The 16122-nt window shown below is 68.1% G+C and carries 13 protein-coding genes; 8 read left to right on the top strand and 5 right to left on the bottom strand.

What is annotated here, in order from left to right:
• From GXB81_RS27765 to guaD, 7 genes are all read left to right on the top strand, one after another.
• On the top strand, positions 1-1039 hold a 1039-nt coding region (locus GXB81_RS27765), incomplete at its 5' end, for an amidase (RefSeq protein ID WP_205990873.1).
• 285 nt (positions 1040-1324) lie between these two features.
• Positions 1325-1834, top strand: a complete 510-nt coding sequence (locus tag GXB81_RS27760; protein WP_167046821.1) for a disulfide bond formation protein B — start codon at positions 1325-1327, stop codon at positions 1832-1834.
• 435 nt (positions 1835-2269) lie between these two features.
• The gene (gene xdhA / locus GXB81_RS27755) at positions 2270-3958 is read left to right on the top strand and encodes a xanthine dehydrogenase small subunit (protein WP_205990872.1); all 1689 of its coding nucleotides are present in this window, start codon (positions 2270-2272) and stop codon (positions 3956-3958) included.
• Complete coding sequence (xdhB, locus tag GXB81_RS27750) at positions 3955-6534, top strand: xanthine dehydrogenase molybdopterin binding subunit (RefSeq protein WP_205990871.1); 2580 nt, start codon at positions 3955-3957, stop codon at positions 6532-6534. The genes xdhA and xdhB overlap by 4 nt, the downstream gene beginning before the upstream one ends.
• Positions 6515-7531, top strand: coding sequence for a xanthine dehydrogenase accessory protein XdhC (gene xdhC / locus GXB81_RS27745; RefSeq protein ID WP_205990870.1), 1017 nt, complete (start codon positions 6515-6517; stop codon positions 7529-7531). Before xdhB ends, xdhC begins: the two co-directional genes overlap by 20 nt.
• A 76-nt stretch (positions 7532-7607) precedes the next feature.
• Positions 7608-8660 carry an adenosine deaminase gene (locus tag GXB81_RS27740; RefSeq protein WP_205990869.1) on the top strand — a complete coding sequence of 351 codons (1053 nt, stop codon included), beginning with the start codon at positions 7608-7610 and terminating at the stop codon, positions 8658-8660.
• A gap of 179 nt (positions 8661-8839) precedes the next feature.
• Complete coding sequence (guaD, locus tag GXB81_RS27735; RefSeq protein WP_205990868.1) at positions 8840-10204, top strand: guanine deaminase; 1365 nt, start codon at positions 8840-8842, stop codon at positions 10202-10204.
• A 111-nt stretch (positions 10205-10315) separates the two neighbouring features.
• Here guaD and GXB81_RS27730 read toward each other — a convergent pair whose 3' ends face one another.
• Positions 10316-11560, bottom strand: a complete 1245-nt coding sequence (locus tag GXB81_RS27730; RefSeq protein ID WP_205990867.1) for an NAD(P)/FAD-dependent oxidoreductase — start codon at positions 11558-11560, stop codon at positions 10316-10318.
• A 147-nt stretch (positions 11561-11707) separates the two neighbouring features.
• Between GXB81_RS27730 and GXB81_RS27725 the strand changes: the two genes are divergently transcribed.
• Positions 11708-12448: a class I SAM-dependent methyltransferase gene (locus GXB81_RS27725; protein WP_205990866.1), complete on the top strand. Its 741-nt coding sequence runs from the start codon at positions 11708-11710 to the stop codon at positions 12446-12448.
• Positions 12449-12585: 137 nt separating this feature from the next.
• On the opposite strand, the gene GXB81_RS27720 is transcribed toward GXB81_RS27725, so the two are convergent.
• The 4 genes from GXB81_RS27720 to fabG all read right to left on the bottom strand — a co-directional run.
• Positions 12586-13008: a signal peptidase gene (locus GXB81_RS27720; RefSeq protein ID WP_167046799.1), complete on the bottom strand. Its 423-nt coding sequence runs from the start codon at positions 13006-13008 to the stop codon at positions 12586-12588.
• 122 nt (positions 13009-13130) lie between these two features.
• Entirely contained in the window at positions 13131-14369 is a 1239-nt protein-coding gene (locus GXB81_RS27715) for a beta-ketoacyl synthase N-terminal-like domain-containing protein (protein WP_205990865.1), read from the bottom strand.
• Positions 14366-15592, bottom strand: coding sequence for a beta-ketoacyl-ACP synthase (locus tag GXB81_RS27710; RefSeq protein ID WP_167046793.1), 1227 nt, complete (start codon positions 15590-15592; stop codon positions 14366-14368). Before GXB81_RS27710 ends, GXB81_RS27715 begins: the two co-directional genes overlap by 4 nt.
• Positions 15592-16122: 3-oxoacyl-ACP reductase FabG (fabG, locus tag GXB81_RS27705; protein ID WP_205990864.1), on the bottom strand; the 531-nt coding region annotated here is incomplete at its 5' end. The genes GXB81_RS27710 and fabG, both read right to left, overlap by 1 nt.

Raw genomic sequence — 16122 nt, 5'->3', positions numbered from 1 at the left:
CCGTCTGAAGCGGGCTGGCGCCGTGCTCGTCGGGCGCACCAACATGAGCGAGTTCGCGTTTTCCGGACTCGGCCTGAACCCGCACTACGGCCATCCGCTCTCGCCGTACCGGCGCGGCGTGAAAGGCGACGAGCGGATTTCGGGCGGCTCGTCGTCGGGCGCGGCGGCCTCGGTCGCCGACGGCATGGCCGCGATCGCGCTCGGCACCGACACCGGCGGCTCGATCCGCATTCCGGCCGCGCTGTGCGGCCTGACCGGCTTCAAGCCGACCGCCGCGCGCATCCCGAAGCAGGGCGGCGTGCCGCTCTCGTCGACGCTCGATTCGTTCGGGCCGATCGGCGTCTCGGTCGCCTGCTGCGCACTGGTCGACCGGATCCTCGCCGGGCTCGAACCGCGCATTCCGGCCGCGCGGCCGCTCGAAGGCGTGCGCCTCGGCGTGCTGACCCACTTCGTCACCGACGGCGTCGAGCCCGAGGTCGCGCGCGCGCTCGACACCGCGCTCAAGCACCTCGAAGCGGCCGGGGCGATCGTCAGCGAGGTGCGTTTCGCGCCGCTCGAGCGCCTGCCCGAGATCAACCGCTTCAGCTTTGCGTCGATCGAGGCCTATGCGTGGCACCGTCCGCTGCTCGACAAGCACCGCGAGCAGTACGATCCGCGCGTGCTCGCGCGCATCATGAAGGGGCAATCGGCCCGCGCCACCGACTATCTGGACCTGCTCGCCGAGCGCGCCGCCATGCTCGACGAAGCCGCACGCACGCTCTGGCAGCACTGCGACGCGGTCGTGGCACCGACCGTGCCGGTCGTGCCGCCGCGCCTCGCCGACCTGCTCCACGACGACGACACGTTCACCCGCACCAACGCGCTGATCCTGCGCAATCCGAGCGCGTTCAACTTCCTCGATAGCTGCGCGCTGTCGCTGCCGTGCCATCTGCGCGGCGACGCGCCGGTCGGTCTGATGCTGGCGGGCGCGCCGCACGCCGACGACGCGCTGCTCGCGATCGGCCGCGCGGCCGAGGCGGTGCTGAACGCGATTCGCTGAGCGCGGGGTAGCGCGGAGCGCGGCGGATTCGGCGGATTCGCTGAGCGTCGCGCGGTTTGCGAGACCTGCGGCAATTTGCCGGGTGCGGCGCGACTCGCGAGACGCGCGGCGATGCCCTGCACACGACGCGGCTCGCGAGGCGCAGGCGATTGGCACGCCGCAGTGCGGTTCGCCGCGCGGTCGCGCGCATCACGGCGCAATCAGCGGCACATCAGCGACATAACAGGGGTTCGCGCTAGAATCGCGGGCACCCGTCCTTTCCGTTTTCAGACAACCCGACGATCCATGAACAACGACTCCGCGATGCTGCGCCGCGAGCGCTCCCTGCTGGTTCTGCTTGGCCTGATCTGCGTCGCCCTCGTGGGCGGTGCGTTGTACCTGCAGTTTTTCCTGCACGAAGACCCGTGCCCGTTGTGCATCATCCAGCGTTACTTCTTCCTGCTGATCGCGATCTTCGCGTTCCTCGGCGCGCGCTTCAACAACTGGCGCGGCGTGCGTCTGCTCGAAGTGCTCGCGGCGCTGTCGGCGCTGGGCGGCATCGTCACCGCGGTGCGGCACGTGTACGTGCAGGCGAATCCGGGCTTCAGCTGCGGCTTCGACGCGCTGCAGCCGGTCGTGGACAGCCTGCCGCCCGCGCACTGGCTGCCGGGCGTGTTCAAGGTCGCGGGCCTGTGCGAAACCGCCTATCCGCCGATTCTCGGCCTCACGCTGCCGATGTGGTCGCTGGTCGGGTTCGTCGTCGCGTTTCTCGTGCTCGTGTCGAGCCTGGTCCGGAATCGCCGCCGCATCAGCTGAATGGATTGGTCGGGCGGGGCGGGTCCGGTTGACGGGGTTGGACGCGGCTGGGCTTCGCGGTCCCGCTAACAGCCCTGTCGCCACCGGCTTCTGCACTTCTGCGCCGAAAATCGCGCTGTTCTTCGCCGCTTCCCGTCATTCCCCGCCATTCCCCGCCTGCGCGCCGCCTCGGCTCCACAAGCGCGCCGCCGCAACTGCACGGTCCGGGCGCACCACGCACCGTCGCCCGCATCAAGCCCCCACGCAACTTCCCGCCCCCGCGCGAATCGTACAAAGGTCATGACCGCCGCCGAATAAGCTTCATGCGAACCGGGAAATATTTTCGGAACGAGGTAGTGCTATCTTCGGGTATGGATGGCGATCTACGTGCGCGAGGCCGGCTTCGGCGACCCCATGCGTAACGCGCGCCCGGTCCGCACTGTCTTTCGATTCGCCATGACAACGCAAACCATCCGTTTCTATCACCAGGGGTTCGTCCGCGAGATCGCGGGCGTCCCGGCGACGCGCACCGTGCTTCAGCACCTGCGCGAGGACCTGCGCTGCACCGGCACCAAGGAAGGCTGCGCCGAAGGCGATTGCGGCGCCTGCACGGTCGTGACCGGCGAACTCGACGCACACGGCTCACACGGCGGCCTCGCGCTGAAAGCGGTCAACGCCTGCATCCAGTTCCTGCCGACGCTCGACGGCCGCGCCCTCTTCACCGTCGAAGACCTGCGCGCCGCGAACGGCGCGCTGCATCCGGCGCAGCAGGCAATGGTGGACTGCCACGGCTCGCAATGCGGTTTCTGCACGCCCGGCTTCGTGATGTCGATGTGGGCGCTCTACGAAAACCAGCCCGCGAGCGCCGGCTTGCCGACCCGCGACGAAATCAACGCCGCGCTGTCCGGCAATCTGTGCCGCTGCACCGGCTACCGGCCGATCGTCGAGGCCACGCAGAGGATGTTCGACTACGCTCGGTATCCGCGCGTCGCGCTCGATCGCGAGGCCATCGCGGCCACGCTGCGCACGCTGCAACGCGACGACACCTTCGAATACCGCGCCCCCGACGCGCGCGGCGCCGTGTTCGGCTCCCCCACTTTCTATGCGCCCGTCACGCTCGACGCCTTCGCGGCGCTGCGCGCGCAACACGGCGACGCGAGCATCGTCGCCGGCAGTACCGACGTCGGCCTGTGGGTCACCAAGCAGTTCCGCGACCTCGGTGACCTGCTGTACACGGGCAACGTCGCCGAACTGAAGACGATCGAGCGCGATGCGCAGACGCTGACGATCGGCGCGGCCGTCACGCTCGAAGACGCGTTCGCGGCGCTCGCCGTCGACTACCCCGAACTCGCCGAGCTGTGGACGCGCTTCGCCTCGCGGCCGATCCGCAATGCGGGCACGCTCGGCGGCAACGTCGCGAACGGCTCGCCGATCGGCGACTCGATGCCCGCGCTGCTCGCGCTCGGCGCCGAGGTCGTGCTGCGCCGCGCGCGCACGACCCGCACGCTGCCTCTCGACGCGTTCTACCTCGGCTATCAGAAGACCGCGCTCGCGGCCGGCGAATTCGTGATGGCGCTGCGCGTGCCGCGTCCGGTCGGCAATCTGCGTTTTCGCACCTACAAGGTGTCGAAGCGTTACGACCAGGACATCTCGGCGGTGTGTGGGGCGTTCGCGTTGCGCATCGGCGGAAGCGGCGAGCCTCGCGGTGAAATGCGCGCTGCGGCCCACGCTGAAATGCTCGACGAAACTCACGGCGCAACCCGCGAGGAAACGCCCGGCACCCTCCGCGCGGCCCGCATCGCGTTCGGCGGCATGGCAGCCACGCCGAAGCGGGCCACGCAAACCGAAGCGGTGCTCGACGGCGCGGCATGGAACGAAGCGACCGTGCGCCGCGCGATGGACGCGCTCGCCGCCGATTACCAGCCGCTCACCGACATGCGCGCATCGAGCGCGTACCGGCTCAAGGTCGCGCGCAATCTGCTGTGGCGCTTTTACCTCGAAACACGCGACGACGCGCCGCTCGCGCTGTGCGACGTGAACGCGTTCGCCTTCGAAGCGGAAGCGTCGGATGCAACGGACGCAGCGAATACGACGCACGCAGCAAACACGCCTGCCGCGCCGCTCGCCAAGGAGGCGCCGCGATGAACCGTACCGATGTCTTTGTCGAACACGCGGGCCAGCACGCCGGGCAACGCGCCACCGCATCGAGCAACGTCACGAACGACGCAACGACCGACGCCTCGATCGGCGCCCCGCTGCCGCACGAATCCGCCGCGCTGCACGTCAGCGGCGAAGCCACCTACACCGACGACATCGCCAAATTGCACGGCACGCTGCACGCGGCGCTCGGCCTGTCGCGCCACGCGCATGCGCGCATCGTCTCGATGGACCTCGACGCGGTGCGCAACGCGCCCGGCGTGCTCGCCGTGCTGAGCTCCGCCGATATCCCCGGTGAAAACAATTGCGGCCCGGTGCTGCACGACGACCCGATTTTCGCCGACGGCGAGGTGCTCTATCTCGGCCAGCCGGTCTTCGCGGTGATCGCCGAGACGCATGAACTCGCGCGCCGCGCCGCCGCGCTCGCGAAAAGCGACGACGTGCTGCGCTACGAACCGCTCGACGCGCTCCTCACCGCCGCCGAAGCGAAAGCCGCGCGGCAGTTCGTGCTGCCGCCGCTGCATCTGCGGCGCGGCGAGCCCGACGCGAAAATAGCCGCCGCGCCGCATCGGCTCGAAGGCCGCTTCGAAGTCGGCGGCCAGGAGCAGTTCTATCTCGAAGGCCAGATCGCCTACGCGGTGCCGAAGGAAATGGACGGCATGCTCGTCTATAGCTCGACGCAGCATCCGAGCGAAATGCAGCAGGTCGTCGCGCATATGCTCGGCTGGCCCGCGCACAACGTCGTCTGCGAATGCCGGCGCATGGGCGGCGGCTTCGGCGGCAAGGAATCGCAGTCGGCGCTGTTCGCCTGCGTGGCCGCGCTCGCGGCACGGCACCTGCGCCGGCCGGTCAAGCTGCGCGCCGATCGCGACGACGACTTCATGATCACCGGCAAGCGCCACGACGCGATCTACGAATACGCAGCGGGTTTCGACGACCGCGGTCGCCTGCTCGGCGTGCGCGTCGAAATCGCGTTGCGCGCGGGCTATTCGGCCGATCTCTCGGGCGCGGTCGCGACGCGCGCGGTGTGCCACTTCGACAACGCGTACTACCTCTCCGACGTCGATATCGTCGCGCTCTGCTGCAAGACGAATACGCAATCGAACACTGCGTTTCGCGGCTTCGGCGGACCGCAGGGCGCGCTCGTGATGGAAGTGCTGCTCGACGACATCGCGCGCGAGCTGCGGCTCGATCCGCTCGACGTGCGGCTCGCGAATTACTACGGCATCGGCGAGCGCGATACGACGCCGTACGGGCAGCGTGTCGAGGACAACATCATCGCGCCGCTCACCGACGCGCTGCTCGCTTCGAGCGGCTATCGCGCACGCCGCGCGGCGCTCGCCGCATTCAACGCGACCAGCCCCGTGCTCAAGCGCGGCCTCGCGTTTTCGCCGGTCAAGTTCGGCATCTCGTTCAACGTGCCGTTCCTGAACCAGGCCGGCGCGCTCGTGCACGTCTACAAGGACGGCTCCGTACTCGTCAATCATGGCGGCACCGAGATGGGCCAGGGGCTCAACACGAAGGTCGCGCAGGTGGTCGCGAACCAGTTCGGCTTGCCGCTCGCGCGCGTGCGCGTGACGGCCACCGATACGTCGAAGGTCGCGAATACGTCGGCGACGGCCGCATCGACCGGCAGCGATCTGAACGGCAAGGCCGCGGAAGCCGCCGCGCGAACGATCCGCGCGCGCCTCGCCGAACTCGCGGCGCAACGGCTCGGCGGCGACGCCAACGACGTGCGGTTCGCACACGGCAAGGTAGCCGCGAACGGCGGCACACTGCCGTTCGAACAGCTCGTCAATGCCGCCTATCTCGCGCGCGTGCAGCTGTGGTCCGACGGTTTCTACTCGACGCCGAAGGTGCATTGGGATGCGCAGACGCTGACCGGCCATCCGTTCTACTACTTCGCGTATGGCGCGGCGGTGTCGGAAGTCGTGATCGATACGCTGACCGGCGAATGGAAGCTCGTGCGCGCGGACGTGCTGCACGACGCTGGCCAGTCGATCAACCCGGCGATCGATCTCGGCCAGGTCGAGGGCGGCTTCATCCAGGGCATGGGCTGGCTCACGAGCGAGGAATTGTGGTGGAACCGCGAGGGCCGTCTGATGACGCACGCGCCGTCCACGTACAAGATTCCGGCGGTCAGCGACACACCCGCCGCGTTCCATGTGCGGCTCTACGAGAACAGCAACGCGGAGCCGACCGTGTTCCGCTCGAAGGCGGTCGGCGAACCGCCGCTGCTGCTGCCGTTCTCAGTGTTCCTCGCGCTTCGCGACGCGATCGCGGCCGCGGCGCCGGCCGCGCGCGAGGCGCCGCCATTGCGCGCGCCGGCCACGCCCGAGGCGATACTCGATGCGCTGGACGCGTTGCAAAGCGCCAACCCGTCCGAACCGACGGCGGCACGTACGGTAACCTGCGCGGCAACCGATGCCGCAACCTGCGCGACAACACAGGCCGCAACCCACGCGACGCCGCCCGTCAGCGCCGACCACCCTACGCCACCCGCCGCGCCGGCATCTTGCGCGGCTTCGCACGGAGAACCGCCGGATGCAAACCTGGCTCACTGACCTGCAACACCTGCTCGCCCACGGCGACGCCGCCGTGCTCGTCACGGTCGCGCGTGCCGAAGGTTCGGCGCCGCGCGAGGCCGGCACGAAGATGATCGTCACGCGCGAGGTGGCCAAACATACGATCGGCGGCGGGCATCTCGAATGGAAGGCGATCGAGACCGCGCGCCAGGTGCTGCGCGACGGCATGCGCGCACCGCATACGCGCCGGCTCGAACGCTTCGCGCTGGGGCCGAGCCTCGGCCAGTGCTGCGGCGGCGCCGTGATTCTCTCGTTCGAGCGGCTCGACGTCGGCGATCTCGGCTGGATCACCTCGCTCGTGAAGCGGCTCGCGGCCGGTCAATCGACCGTGCGTAGCGTATCATTCGGCCCCGCGCCCACCGCGGTCATGCTGTCCGATCCCGAGCCCGGCATCGACACGGCCGATTGTCTGCTGTGGGACGGCGCCGGTTTCGACGATAGCAGCGCGCTCTTGACCGAAACGATCGCCCCCGGCGAATTCGCGGTCGTGCTGTTCGGCGCCGGTCACGTCGGCGCGGCGCTCGTGCGCGTGCTCGCGACGCTGCCGTGCACGGTGCGCTGGGTCGACGAGCGCGACGCGCAGTTTCCCGCGCTCGACACGCTGCACGCGCCGAACGTGACGATCGACGCGAACGACGCGCCCGACGAAGCGATCGACCAGGCCGCGCCGAACACGTACTTCGTCGTGATGACGCACAACCACGCGCTCGACCTCGAGCTGGCCGAGCGCATCCTGCGGCGCGGCGACTTCGCGTTCTTCGGCATGATCGGCTCGCACAGCAAGCGCAAGCAGTTCGAGCACCGGCTCGCGGCGCGCGGCATCGATCCGGCATGGATCGCACGCATGAAGTGCCCGCTCGGCGTCGACGGCATCGTCGACAAGTCGCCCGAGATCATCGCGATCTCGGCGGCCGCGCAGGTTCTGCAGGCCGTCGAGGCGAACGCGGGCGCGCGCCGCGCGTCGCAGGCGGTGTGATCCGCGGGCCGCGCACCGCGCCGATCACGCATGCCGTGCATACCGATAGTTATCCAACACACCATTCCAAACCACGATGAACACCACCACCGCTACCCCGCTTTCACTCGCCGACAAAACCGCGCGCGCCCCGAAGGCCGAGCTGCACATTCACATCGAAGGCTCGCTCGAACCCGAGCTGATCTTCGCGCTCGCGCAACGCAACGGCGTGAAGCTCGCCTATGAATCGGTGGAAGCCTTGCGCGCCGCCTACGCGTTCACCGATCTGCAATCGTTCCTCGACATCTACTACGCGGGCGCGAGCGTGCTGCTGCACGAGCAGGACTTCTACGACATGACGATGGCCTACGTCGAGCGCTGCCTCGCCGACAACGTGATCCACAGCGAAATCTTCTTCGATCCGCAGACACACACCGAACGCGGCGTGCCGATCGCCACGGTGGTGGCCGGCATCGAGCGCGCGCTGGCCGACGCTGAAAAACGCGGCATGTCGAGCAAGCTGATCCTGTGCTTCCTGCGCCATCTGTCCGAGGAAGACGCGCTCGCCACCTTCGACGAAGCGCGGCCGCTCTTCGAGCAGTACCGGCATCGGCTGATCGGCGTCGGGCTCGATTCGTCGGAGCGCGGCCATCCGCCCTCGAAGTTCGAGCGCGTGTTCGCGAAGGCGCGCTCGCTCGGCCTGAAGCTCGTCGCGCATGCGGGCGAGGAGGGGCCGCCCTCGTACGTCTACGAAGCGCTCGACGTGCTGAAGGTGGATCGCGTCGATCACGGCGTGCGCAGCATCGAAGACCCGGCGCTCGTCACGCGGCTGGCCGACACGCGCGTCGCGCTGACCGTGTGCCCGCTGTCGAACCTCAAGCTGTGCGTGTTCGACGATATGACCCAACACACGCTGAAGGACCTGCTCGAGCGCGGCGTCGCGGTGACCGTCAATTCCGACGACCCGGCCTACTTCGGCGGCTACGTGAACGCGAACTACCTCGCGGCGATCGACGCGCTGAAGCTCGATGCCGCCGAGGTCTACACGATCATCCGCAACGGCTTCGAGGCGTCGTTCGTGACGCCCGAGGAACGCCACGCGCTGATCGCGAAGCTCGACGCGCACTGGCAAGAGAACGGTCCGCACTGACGCGGCCTTATTTAACCGGGGCTTTAACCAGCGGCTTTAACCGGGAGCTTTAGCCGGAAGCGCCGAGCGAAGGCGCTAGCCGGCGGTATCGGTTGCGCTCGCGCAGAAGAACCCGCGCGAACGCAAGCGCCGCCACGCCATTTTTCGCCCAGATTTCAACATTCGGAGACAGCTTTTCCATGACTGCATCGGCTCACACCACGCCCGCCGCGCAAACGGCATTCCGCGCGCAACTGCTGACCTTCACCGGCGATCCCGCGCACTCGCCGAACGCGGCGGTCTTCCACGAAGACGGCCTGCTGATCGTCGAAGACGGCCGCGTCGTCGCGGCCGATGCGTACGCGACGCTCGCCGCGCGGCTCGCGCCCGGCACCCAGCTCGTAGACCGGCGCGACAAGCTGATCGTGCCGGGCTTCATCGACACGCACATCCACTATCCGCAGACCGACATGATCGCGTCGCCGGCGCCGGGATTGCTGCCGTGGCTCGACACGTACACGTTCCCGACCGAGCGCCGCTTCGCCGACCCAACCTACGCAAATGACACCGCGAACTTTTTCGTCGACGAACTGCTCGCGTGCGGCACGACCACCGCGCTCGTCTACTGCACGGTCCACAAACAGTCGGCCGAGGCGCTCTTTGCCGCGAGCGAGGCACGCAATCTGCGCATGGTCGCGGGCAAGGTGCTGATGGACCGCAACTGCCCCGAGTTTCTGCGCGACACCGCGCAATCGGGCTACGACGACAGCGCCGAGCTGATCGGCCGCTGGCACAATCGCGGCCGGCAGATGTACGCGCTCACGCCACGCTTCGCGCCGACCTCGACCGAAGCGCAGCTCGAAGCCTGCGGCGCGCTCGCGCAACAGCATCCGGACCTCTTCATCCAGAGCCACGTCGCCGAAAACACCGACGAAGTGAAGTGGGTGGCCGATCTGTTCCCCGGCCACCGCAGCTATCTCGACATCTACGATCACTACGGCCTGCTGCGCCGCCGCGCGGTGTACGGCCATTGCATCCACCTCGACGAGGAAGACCGCCGGCGCATGGCGCAGACCGGCGCGCTCGCCTCGCACTGCCCGACCTCGAACCTGTTCCTCGGCAGCGGCCTGTTCGATTTCGACAAGGCCGACGCGGCCGGCATGCCGATCGCGCTCGCCACCGACGTCGGCGGCGGCACGTCGTTCTCGATGCTGCAAACGATGAACGAAGCGCACAAGGTAGCGCGCCTCGGCGGCCATCATCTGACGGCGACGCGCATGTTCTATCTGGCGACCGCCGGCGCGGCCGAAGCGCTCGATCTCGCGGACAAGGTCGGCACGCTGCGCCCGCACACCGAAGCGGACTTCGTCGTGCTCGATCCGCAGGCGACGCCGCTGCTCGCGCGCCGCACGGCGCGGCGCGAATCGCTCGAAGAACTGCTGTTCGCGTTCGCGCTGCTCGGCGACGATCGCGCGGTGTACGAAACGTATGCGGCCGGCCAGCGCGTGCATGCTCGCGACGCTGCGCGGCAGCGCGTGCCGGGACGCGCGCAGATCGCGGCCTGAGGACAGTCGTTACGCCCAAGGCAAAGCGGCGCTTCGAATAATCACGAAGCACCGCTTTTTTAATACCTTGGCGGCACCTTCGCACACCTTCCTGCGCCCTCTCACACGCGCTCAACCCGCCTTGCACACCTCGTGCAGCGCATTGAGCCGCCTCACCGGCTCGGCCACATACGGATTCGACTCGTCCCACGCATAGCCCGCGAGCACCGCGCAGATCATGCGGCGAATCGACGGCGTCTGCTCCGGGTAGTAGATGATGTCCTGCAACTCGCCCGTGTACCAGCGCTCGACAAACGCACGGAACGTATCGATGCCGCGGCGCAAGGGTACGTCGTAATCGGCGGCCCAGTCGATCGTCTCGCCGTCGAGTTGCCGGTTCAGCGCGCGCGCCGCGAGATGCGCCGAGCGCAGCGCGATCGTCACACCCGACGAAAACACCGGGTCGAGAAATTCGCCCGCATTGCCGAGCAACGCATAGCCGGGCCCATGCAGACGCTCGACGTTGGCCGCGTAGCCGCCGATCTGCCGCACCGGCATCAGGAACGGCGCCGTGCCGATCAGGCGGTTCAGCGTCGGCTCCTGCTGGATCAACTTGCGCAAGGCCGCTTCGCGCTGCGCTTCCGGCATGTCGAGAAAGCTCGCCTCGGCCACACAGCCCACCGACGAGCGGCCGCCCGCGAGCGGAATCATCCAGAACCACACGTCGCGGCGCTCGGGATGCGTCGCGATGCAGATCTTGTTGCGATCGCTCGCGTCAAGCGCGAGACCGTCGCGCACGTGTGTGAAGAGCGCCGCGCGCGTCGGCATGCGTGTCGGCGCTTCCAGATTCAGCAGACGTGGCAGCACACGCCCGAAGCCGCTCGCATCGAGCACGAAGCGCGCCTCGACCCGATACGCGGTCTCGCTTTCGTCGACCACGTCGAGCACCGGCGCGTCGCCCGTTTGCAGCGCGCACACCGTGTGGCCGAAACGCACCTCGGCGCCCTGCGCGGCCGCGCAGCGAATCAGCACGTCGTCGAACTGCGCGCGTTCGACCTGATACGTGGTGCCCCAGCCCGCCGAATGCTTGTCGCGAAAGTCGAACGACGAGCGCTGGTCGCGATAGACGAAATACGCGCCGTTCTTGTGCTGGAAGCCCGCCTCGACGACGGCCTGCAGCATGCCGGCCTCTTCGAGATACGCCATGCTCTGCGGCAGCAGGCTCTCACCGATCGAGAAGCGCGGAAAATGCTGGCGCTCGAGCACGAGCACCGAACGGCCGGCCTTGCGCAACAGTGCGGCGGCCACCGCGCCCGCCGGACCCGCGCCGATGATCGCCACGTCGACGGCGGTCCGCTTTGATGAATCGATCTTCAAATCTCTGCTCCAACGGTGTGCATGCGTGCGACGCACGCGGGGTTTGCATGCTGCGCGCGGCATCGCGCGATACATGGACTTCTCGTTACAATCCGGTTTCAGACAGCAAGAACACTGTAAGAACACTGTTTCGCCGGGGAGTGCATCGTGTCGTCATCCGAAATATCCAACGTGCCCTTTGTGCCGGAAACGGCCTTCGGAATCTGGTTCCTGCGCACCCACACGTGGGAACATCACGTGCTGCGGGTGGCGATCGACGACCTCGCGCGCCTGATCGATACACCGCTGCCCGCCGCGCCCGTCATTGTCGATGCGGGCTGCGGGCAAGGTGTCTCTTTCCGTCTGCTCGCCAACGCGTTCAAGCCGCGCCGCATCGTCGGCGTCGATTACCATGCGCCTTCGCTGATGCTCGCCGAGCAGGCCGCGCAGGCCTGCCGCGAGACCGTCGCCGACATCGAACTGCTGCATGGCGACTGCGCGCAACTGCCGCTGCCCGATGCGAGCGCCGACCTCGTGTTCTGCCATCAAACCTTCCATCATCTCGTCGAACAGGACCGCGCGCTCGCCGAATTCCGCCGCGTGCTGAAGCCGGACGGCGTGCTGCTGTTTGCCGAATCGACCGATGCGTACATCAAGTCGTGGGTGATCCGGCTGCTGTTTCGTCATCCGATGCAGGTGCAGAAGAGCGCCGACGGCTATCTCGACATGATCCGCGAGGCCGGCTTCCGCTTCGGCCCGCGCAACGTGTCGCTGCCCTACCTGTGGTGGAGCCGCGCGAAAGACTTCGGCCTGCTCGAACGGCTCGGTCTTTATCGGCCGCAGCCCGGCAAGCGCCGCGAAACGCTCGTCAATGTCGCGGCGGTCAAGACCGCGTCCGACACCGATTGACACGGTTTCCCGTTGCGCGAGGCGCCGTGTGACGCTTCGTTGCGAACGGACTGTGGCTGCGCGCCCGAGGTTCAAGGCGCACTCGATCCGTGCCCGATCCGTGCTCAAGCCACGCCTAAGCCACGGCTAATTCACGCTCAACCCGCGTCCAGCACGACCAGTTGCCCGCGCACCGCCAGCGCGGCCGCGCTCGGACTCACGCCGCACATGAAGCTGCTCGACGAACTCGTTTCGGTGCTGTGAAAGCGCGTCGACACGTCGATCACCGCATTCGCATGACGCTCGCGCGCCGCCGCGCGCAGCTTGCCGACCGCTTCGGCCAGCGCGAGATGACACGCTTCGTTCGGGTCCGCCACCTTGCGCGCGATCCGCACCGAGTACGACACGTCGCCGAGATGCGTCTTCACCGGACGATGATCCTGGTCGCCGAAATACACCGGCACTTCGCCACGCGACTCGCCACCGGCCGCCGCGAACGGCAGCGACATCACCTGCGTCGCGCAGCCGGCCTGCGTCAACGCCACCACCAGCATCGCGCCAACCCCGCAAAACCTTTTCATTCTTATCCTCTCCCTTTACGCTTATTTGCGGCCGCTTTGCGCGCTCTACGCGTTTTTGCGCGCTTCACGCTTCACTTTCACTATTACGCGGCCAGTTGCCGTGGCGAGCCGGCGAACCCGGCTCAAGCACCTCGCCACGCTTCGAACATCAGGCTCGCGCAACTGCCGCCGAACCCGAATGACACCGACATCGCGCTGCCGATGCGTGCAGCGCGCGCCTCGCGCACGAGCGGCATGCCCGCCGCTTCCGACTCCGGCGTATCGATGGCCGCCGTTCCCGCGATAAAACCATCGCGCATCATCAACAGCGTGTAGATCGCTTCGTGCGCACCGCATGCGCCGAGCGAATGCCCAGTCATGCCCTTCGTCGACGAAAACGCGGGCACGCCTTCTTTCGTTGCGCCGAACACGTCGCGCAACGCATGCAGTTCCTCGACGTCGCCGAGCGGCGTCGACGGCGCGTGCGTATTCACGTAATCGGGACGACACCCCGCTTCGGCAAGCGCGCCGCGCATCGCGCGCGCGATGCCGGCCGCGCGCGGCGCGACCATGCCGGCGCGATCGGTGCAATCGCCGAAGCCGGTCAGCTCCGCGTGGATGCGCGCGCCGCGCGCGAGCGCGTGATCGAGCGCTTCGAGCACGAGCACGCCGCCGCCCGACGCGATCACGAAACCGTCGCGCTGCGTGTCGTACGGACGCGAGGCGCTGTGCGGCGTGTCGTTGAAGCGGCGCGACAACGCGCCCATCGCGTCGAACAGCAAGGTCACGTTGTCGTGCAGCGCCTCGCTGCCGCCTGCGAGCACGATCTGCTGGCGGCCGGTCTGGATCAGCTGCATCGCCTGGCCGATCGCGAGCGCCGAGGTCGTGCAGGCCGACGACGGCGAGTAGCCGACGCCTTCGAGCCCGAACATCTGCGCAACGTTGGCCGACGCGGTGCTGCTCATCGCCTGCGGCACCGTGTACGGCGGCACCTTGTCGACGCCGCGCGCGTGCGCAATCGCCAGCGCCGCGTCGTAGCTCACCAGCGCGCCGACGCCCGAGCCGATCACCGCGCCCGCGTACGGCGAATGCAGCGCCTCGCGCGCGAGCCCCGCGTCGTCGATGGCGCGCTGCGCCGCATGGCAGGCAAAGCGCGCGGTGTCGCCCATGAAGCGTTCGAGCTTGCGCTCGAACGGCGCTTCGTGCGCCACCGACGCGACGCCCGCGACCTGCGACGCCAACCCGCGCTCGCGCCATGCCTCGACCCGCGTGATGTGCGAACGCCCCGCGCGCAAGGCGTCGGATACGTCGTCGAGCGTATTGCCGAGACACGACACGATGCCCATGCCGGTCACGACCACGCGTTGCAGCGCGCCGCTCATCGAACGCGCCGGAAAATCAGCGACGTGTTGATGCCGCCGAACGCGAAGTTGTTGCTCATCACGTACTCGGCATCGATCTCGCGCGCGCCGCCGACGATGTAATCGAGCGCCGCGCAGGCCGGATCGACGGTGTCGAGATTCAGCGTCGGCGCGTACCAGTTGCGCTTCATCATCTCGATGGTCCACCACGCTTCGAGCGCGCCGCATGCGCCGAGCGTGTGGCCGACGTAGCTCTTCAGCGAACTGATCGGCATGCGCGCGCCGAAGGTCCGCGCGGTCGCATGACTCTCGGCGACGTCGCCGCGATCGGTCGAGGTGCCGTGCGCGTTCACATAGGCAATCGCTTCGGGCGCAAGCCGCGCGTCCCGCAGCGCGAGCTGCATGGCGAGCGTCATCGTTTCGGCGGTCGGCTGCGTCATGTGCGCGCCGTCCGAATTGCAGCCGAAGCCGACCACTTCCGCATGAATCCGCGCGCCGCGCGCTCGCGCATGTTCGTACTCTTCGAGCACCAGCGTGGCCGCGCCCTCGCCGACCACCAGACCGTCGCGCGCGGCATCGAACGGGCGCGGCGTCAGCCGCGGCTCGTCGTTGCGCGTGCTGGTCGCATAGAGCGTGTCGAATACCGCGACCGCCGGGCCCGACAGCTCTTCCGCGCCGCCCGCGAGCATCAGCGTCTGCTTGCCCGACTGGATCGCCTCGTAGGCATAGCCGATCGCCTGGCTGCCCGAGGCACACGCGCACGAAGTCGGGATGATGCGGCCCTTGAGGTCCCAGAACAGGCTCACGTTGACGGCCGTCGTGTGCGGCATCATCTGCACGTAGCTGTTCGACGTGACGTTGCTCATCGAGCCGGTTTCGAGCATCGTGCCGAACGCGCGAATCGGCTGCACCGAGCCCGACGACGAGCCGTAGGCGACACCCATGCGGCCGTCGGCAATGCTCGCGTCGCCGGCCAGGCCCGCATCGGCGAGCGCGAGTTCGCTCGCGCGCACCGAGTACAGCGAGACCGGCCCCATCGAGCGCACCTTCTTGCGCGGATAATGCGCGGGCATCGCGAACCCCGGCAGCGGACACGCAAGCCGCGTATGCAGCGATTCGAAGTAATCCCACTCGGCAATGCGGCGCACCGCGTTCTCGCCGCTTTTCAGGCGCGCCTCGATCGCGTCCCAGCTATCGCCGAACGCGCTCACGCCGCCCATGCCGGTAATGACGACGCGCTTCATCAGACCATCCCGCCGTTCACGCCGATCACCTGGCGCGTCACGTACGACGCGCCATCCGACATCAGAAAGCTCACCACCGACGCCACTTCGGCCGGCTGGCCGACGCGGTTCATCGGCACGGTCTTCAGCGCGTGTTCGAGCGTCACCTGTTCGAGCATGCCGGTCTCGACGAGACCCGGCGCGACGCAGTTCACGGTGATGTTGCGCGAGGCGAGTTCGACCGCGAGCGCCTTGGTCGCGCCGATCAGCCCCGCCTTCGCCGCGCTGTAGTTGACCTGGCCGCGATTGCCCATCACGCCCGACACCGACGCGATCGTGACGATGCGCCCGCCCTTGCGCGCGCGCACCATCGGCATCGTGAGCGGATGCACGACGTTGTAGAACGCATCGAGCCCGGTCTCGATCACGATGTCCCAGTCTTCCTCGGTGAGCGCCGGAAACGCGGCGTCGCGCGTCACGCCCGCGCTGCAGACGATGCCGTAGTACGGGCCGTGCGCGGCGACGTCCGCTTCGAGCACGTCGCGGCACAA

Origin of the sequence: Paraburkholderia sp. Ac-20336, assembly GCF_017105025.1 — a bacterium.
In the GTDB taxonomy this organism is placed as follows: domain Bacteria; phylum Pseudomonadota; class Gammaproteobacteria; order Burkholderiales; family Burkholderiaceae; genus Paraburkholderia.
Note: the sequence above shows the minus strand (reverse complement) of the source record. Positions and strands in the feature narration are given on the sequence as shown.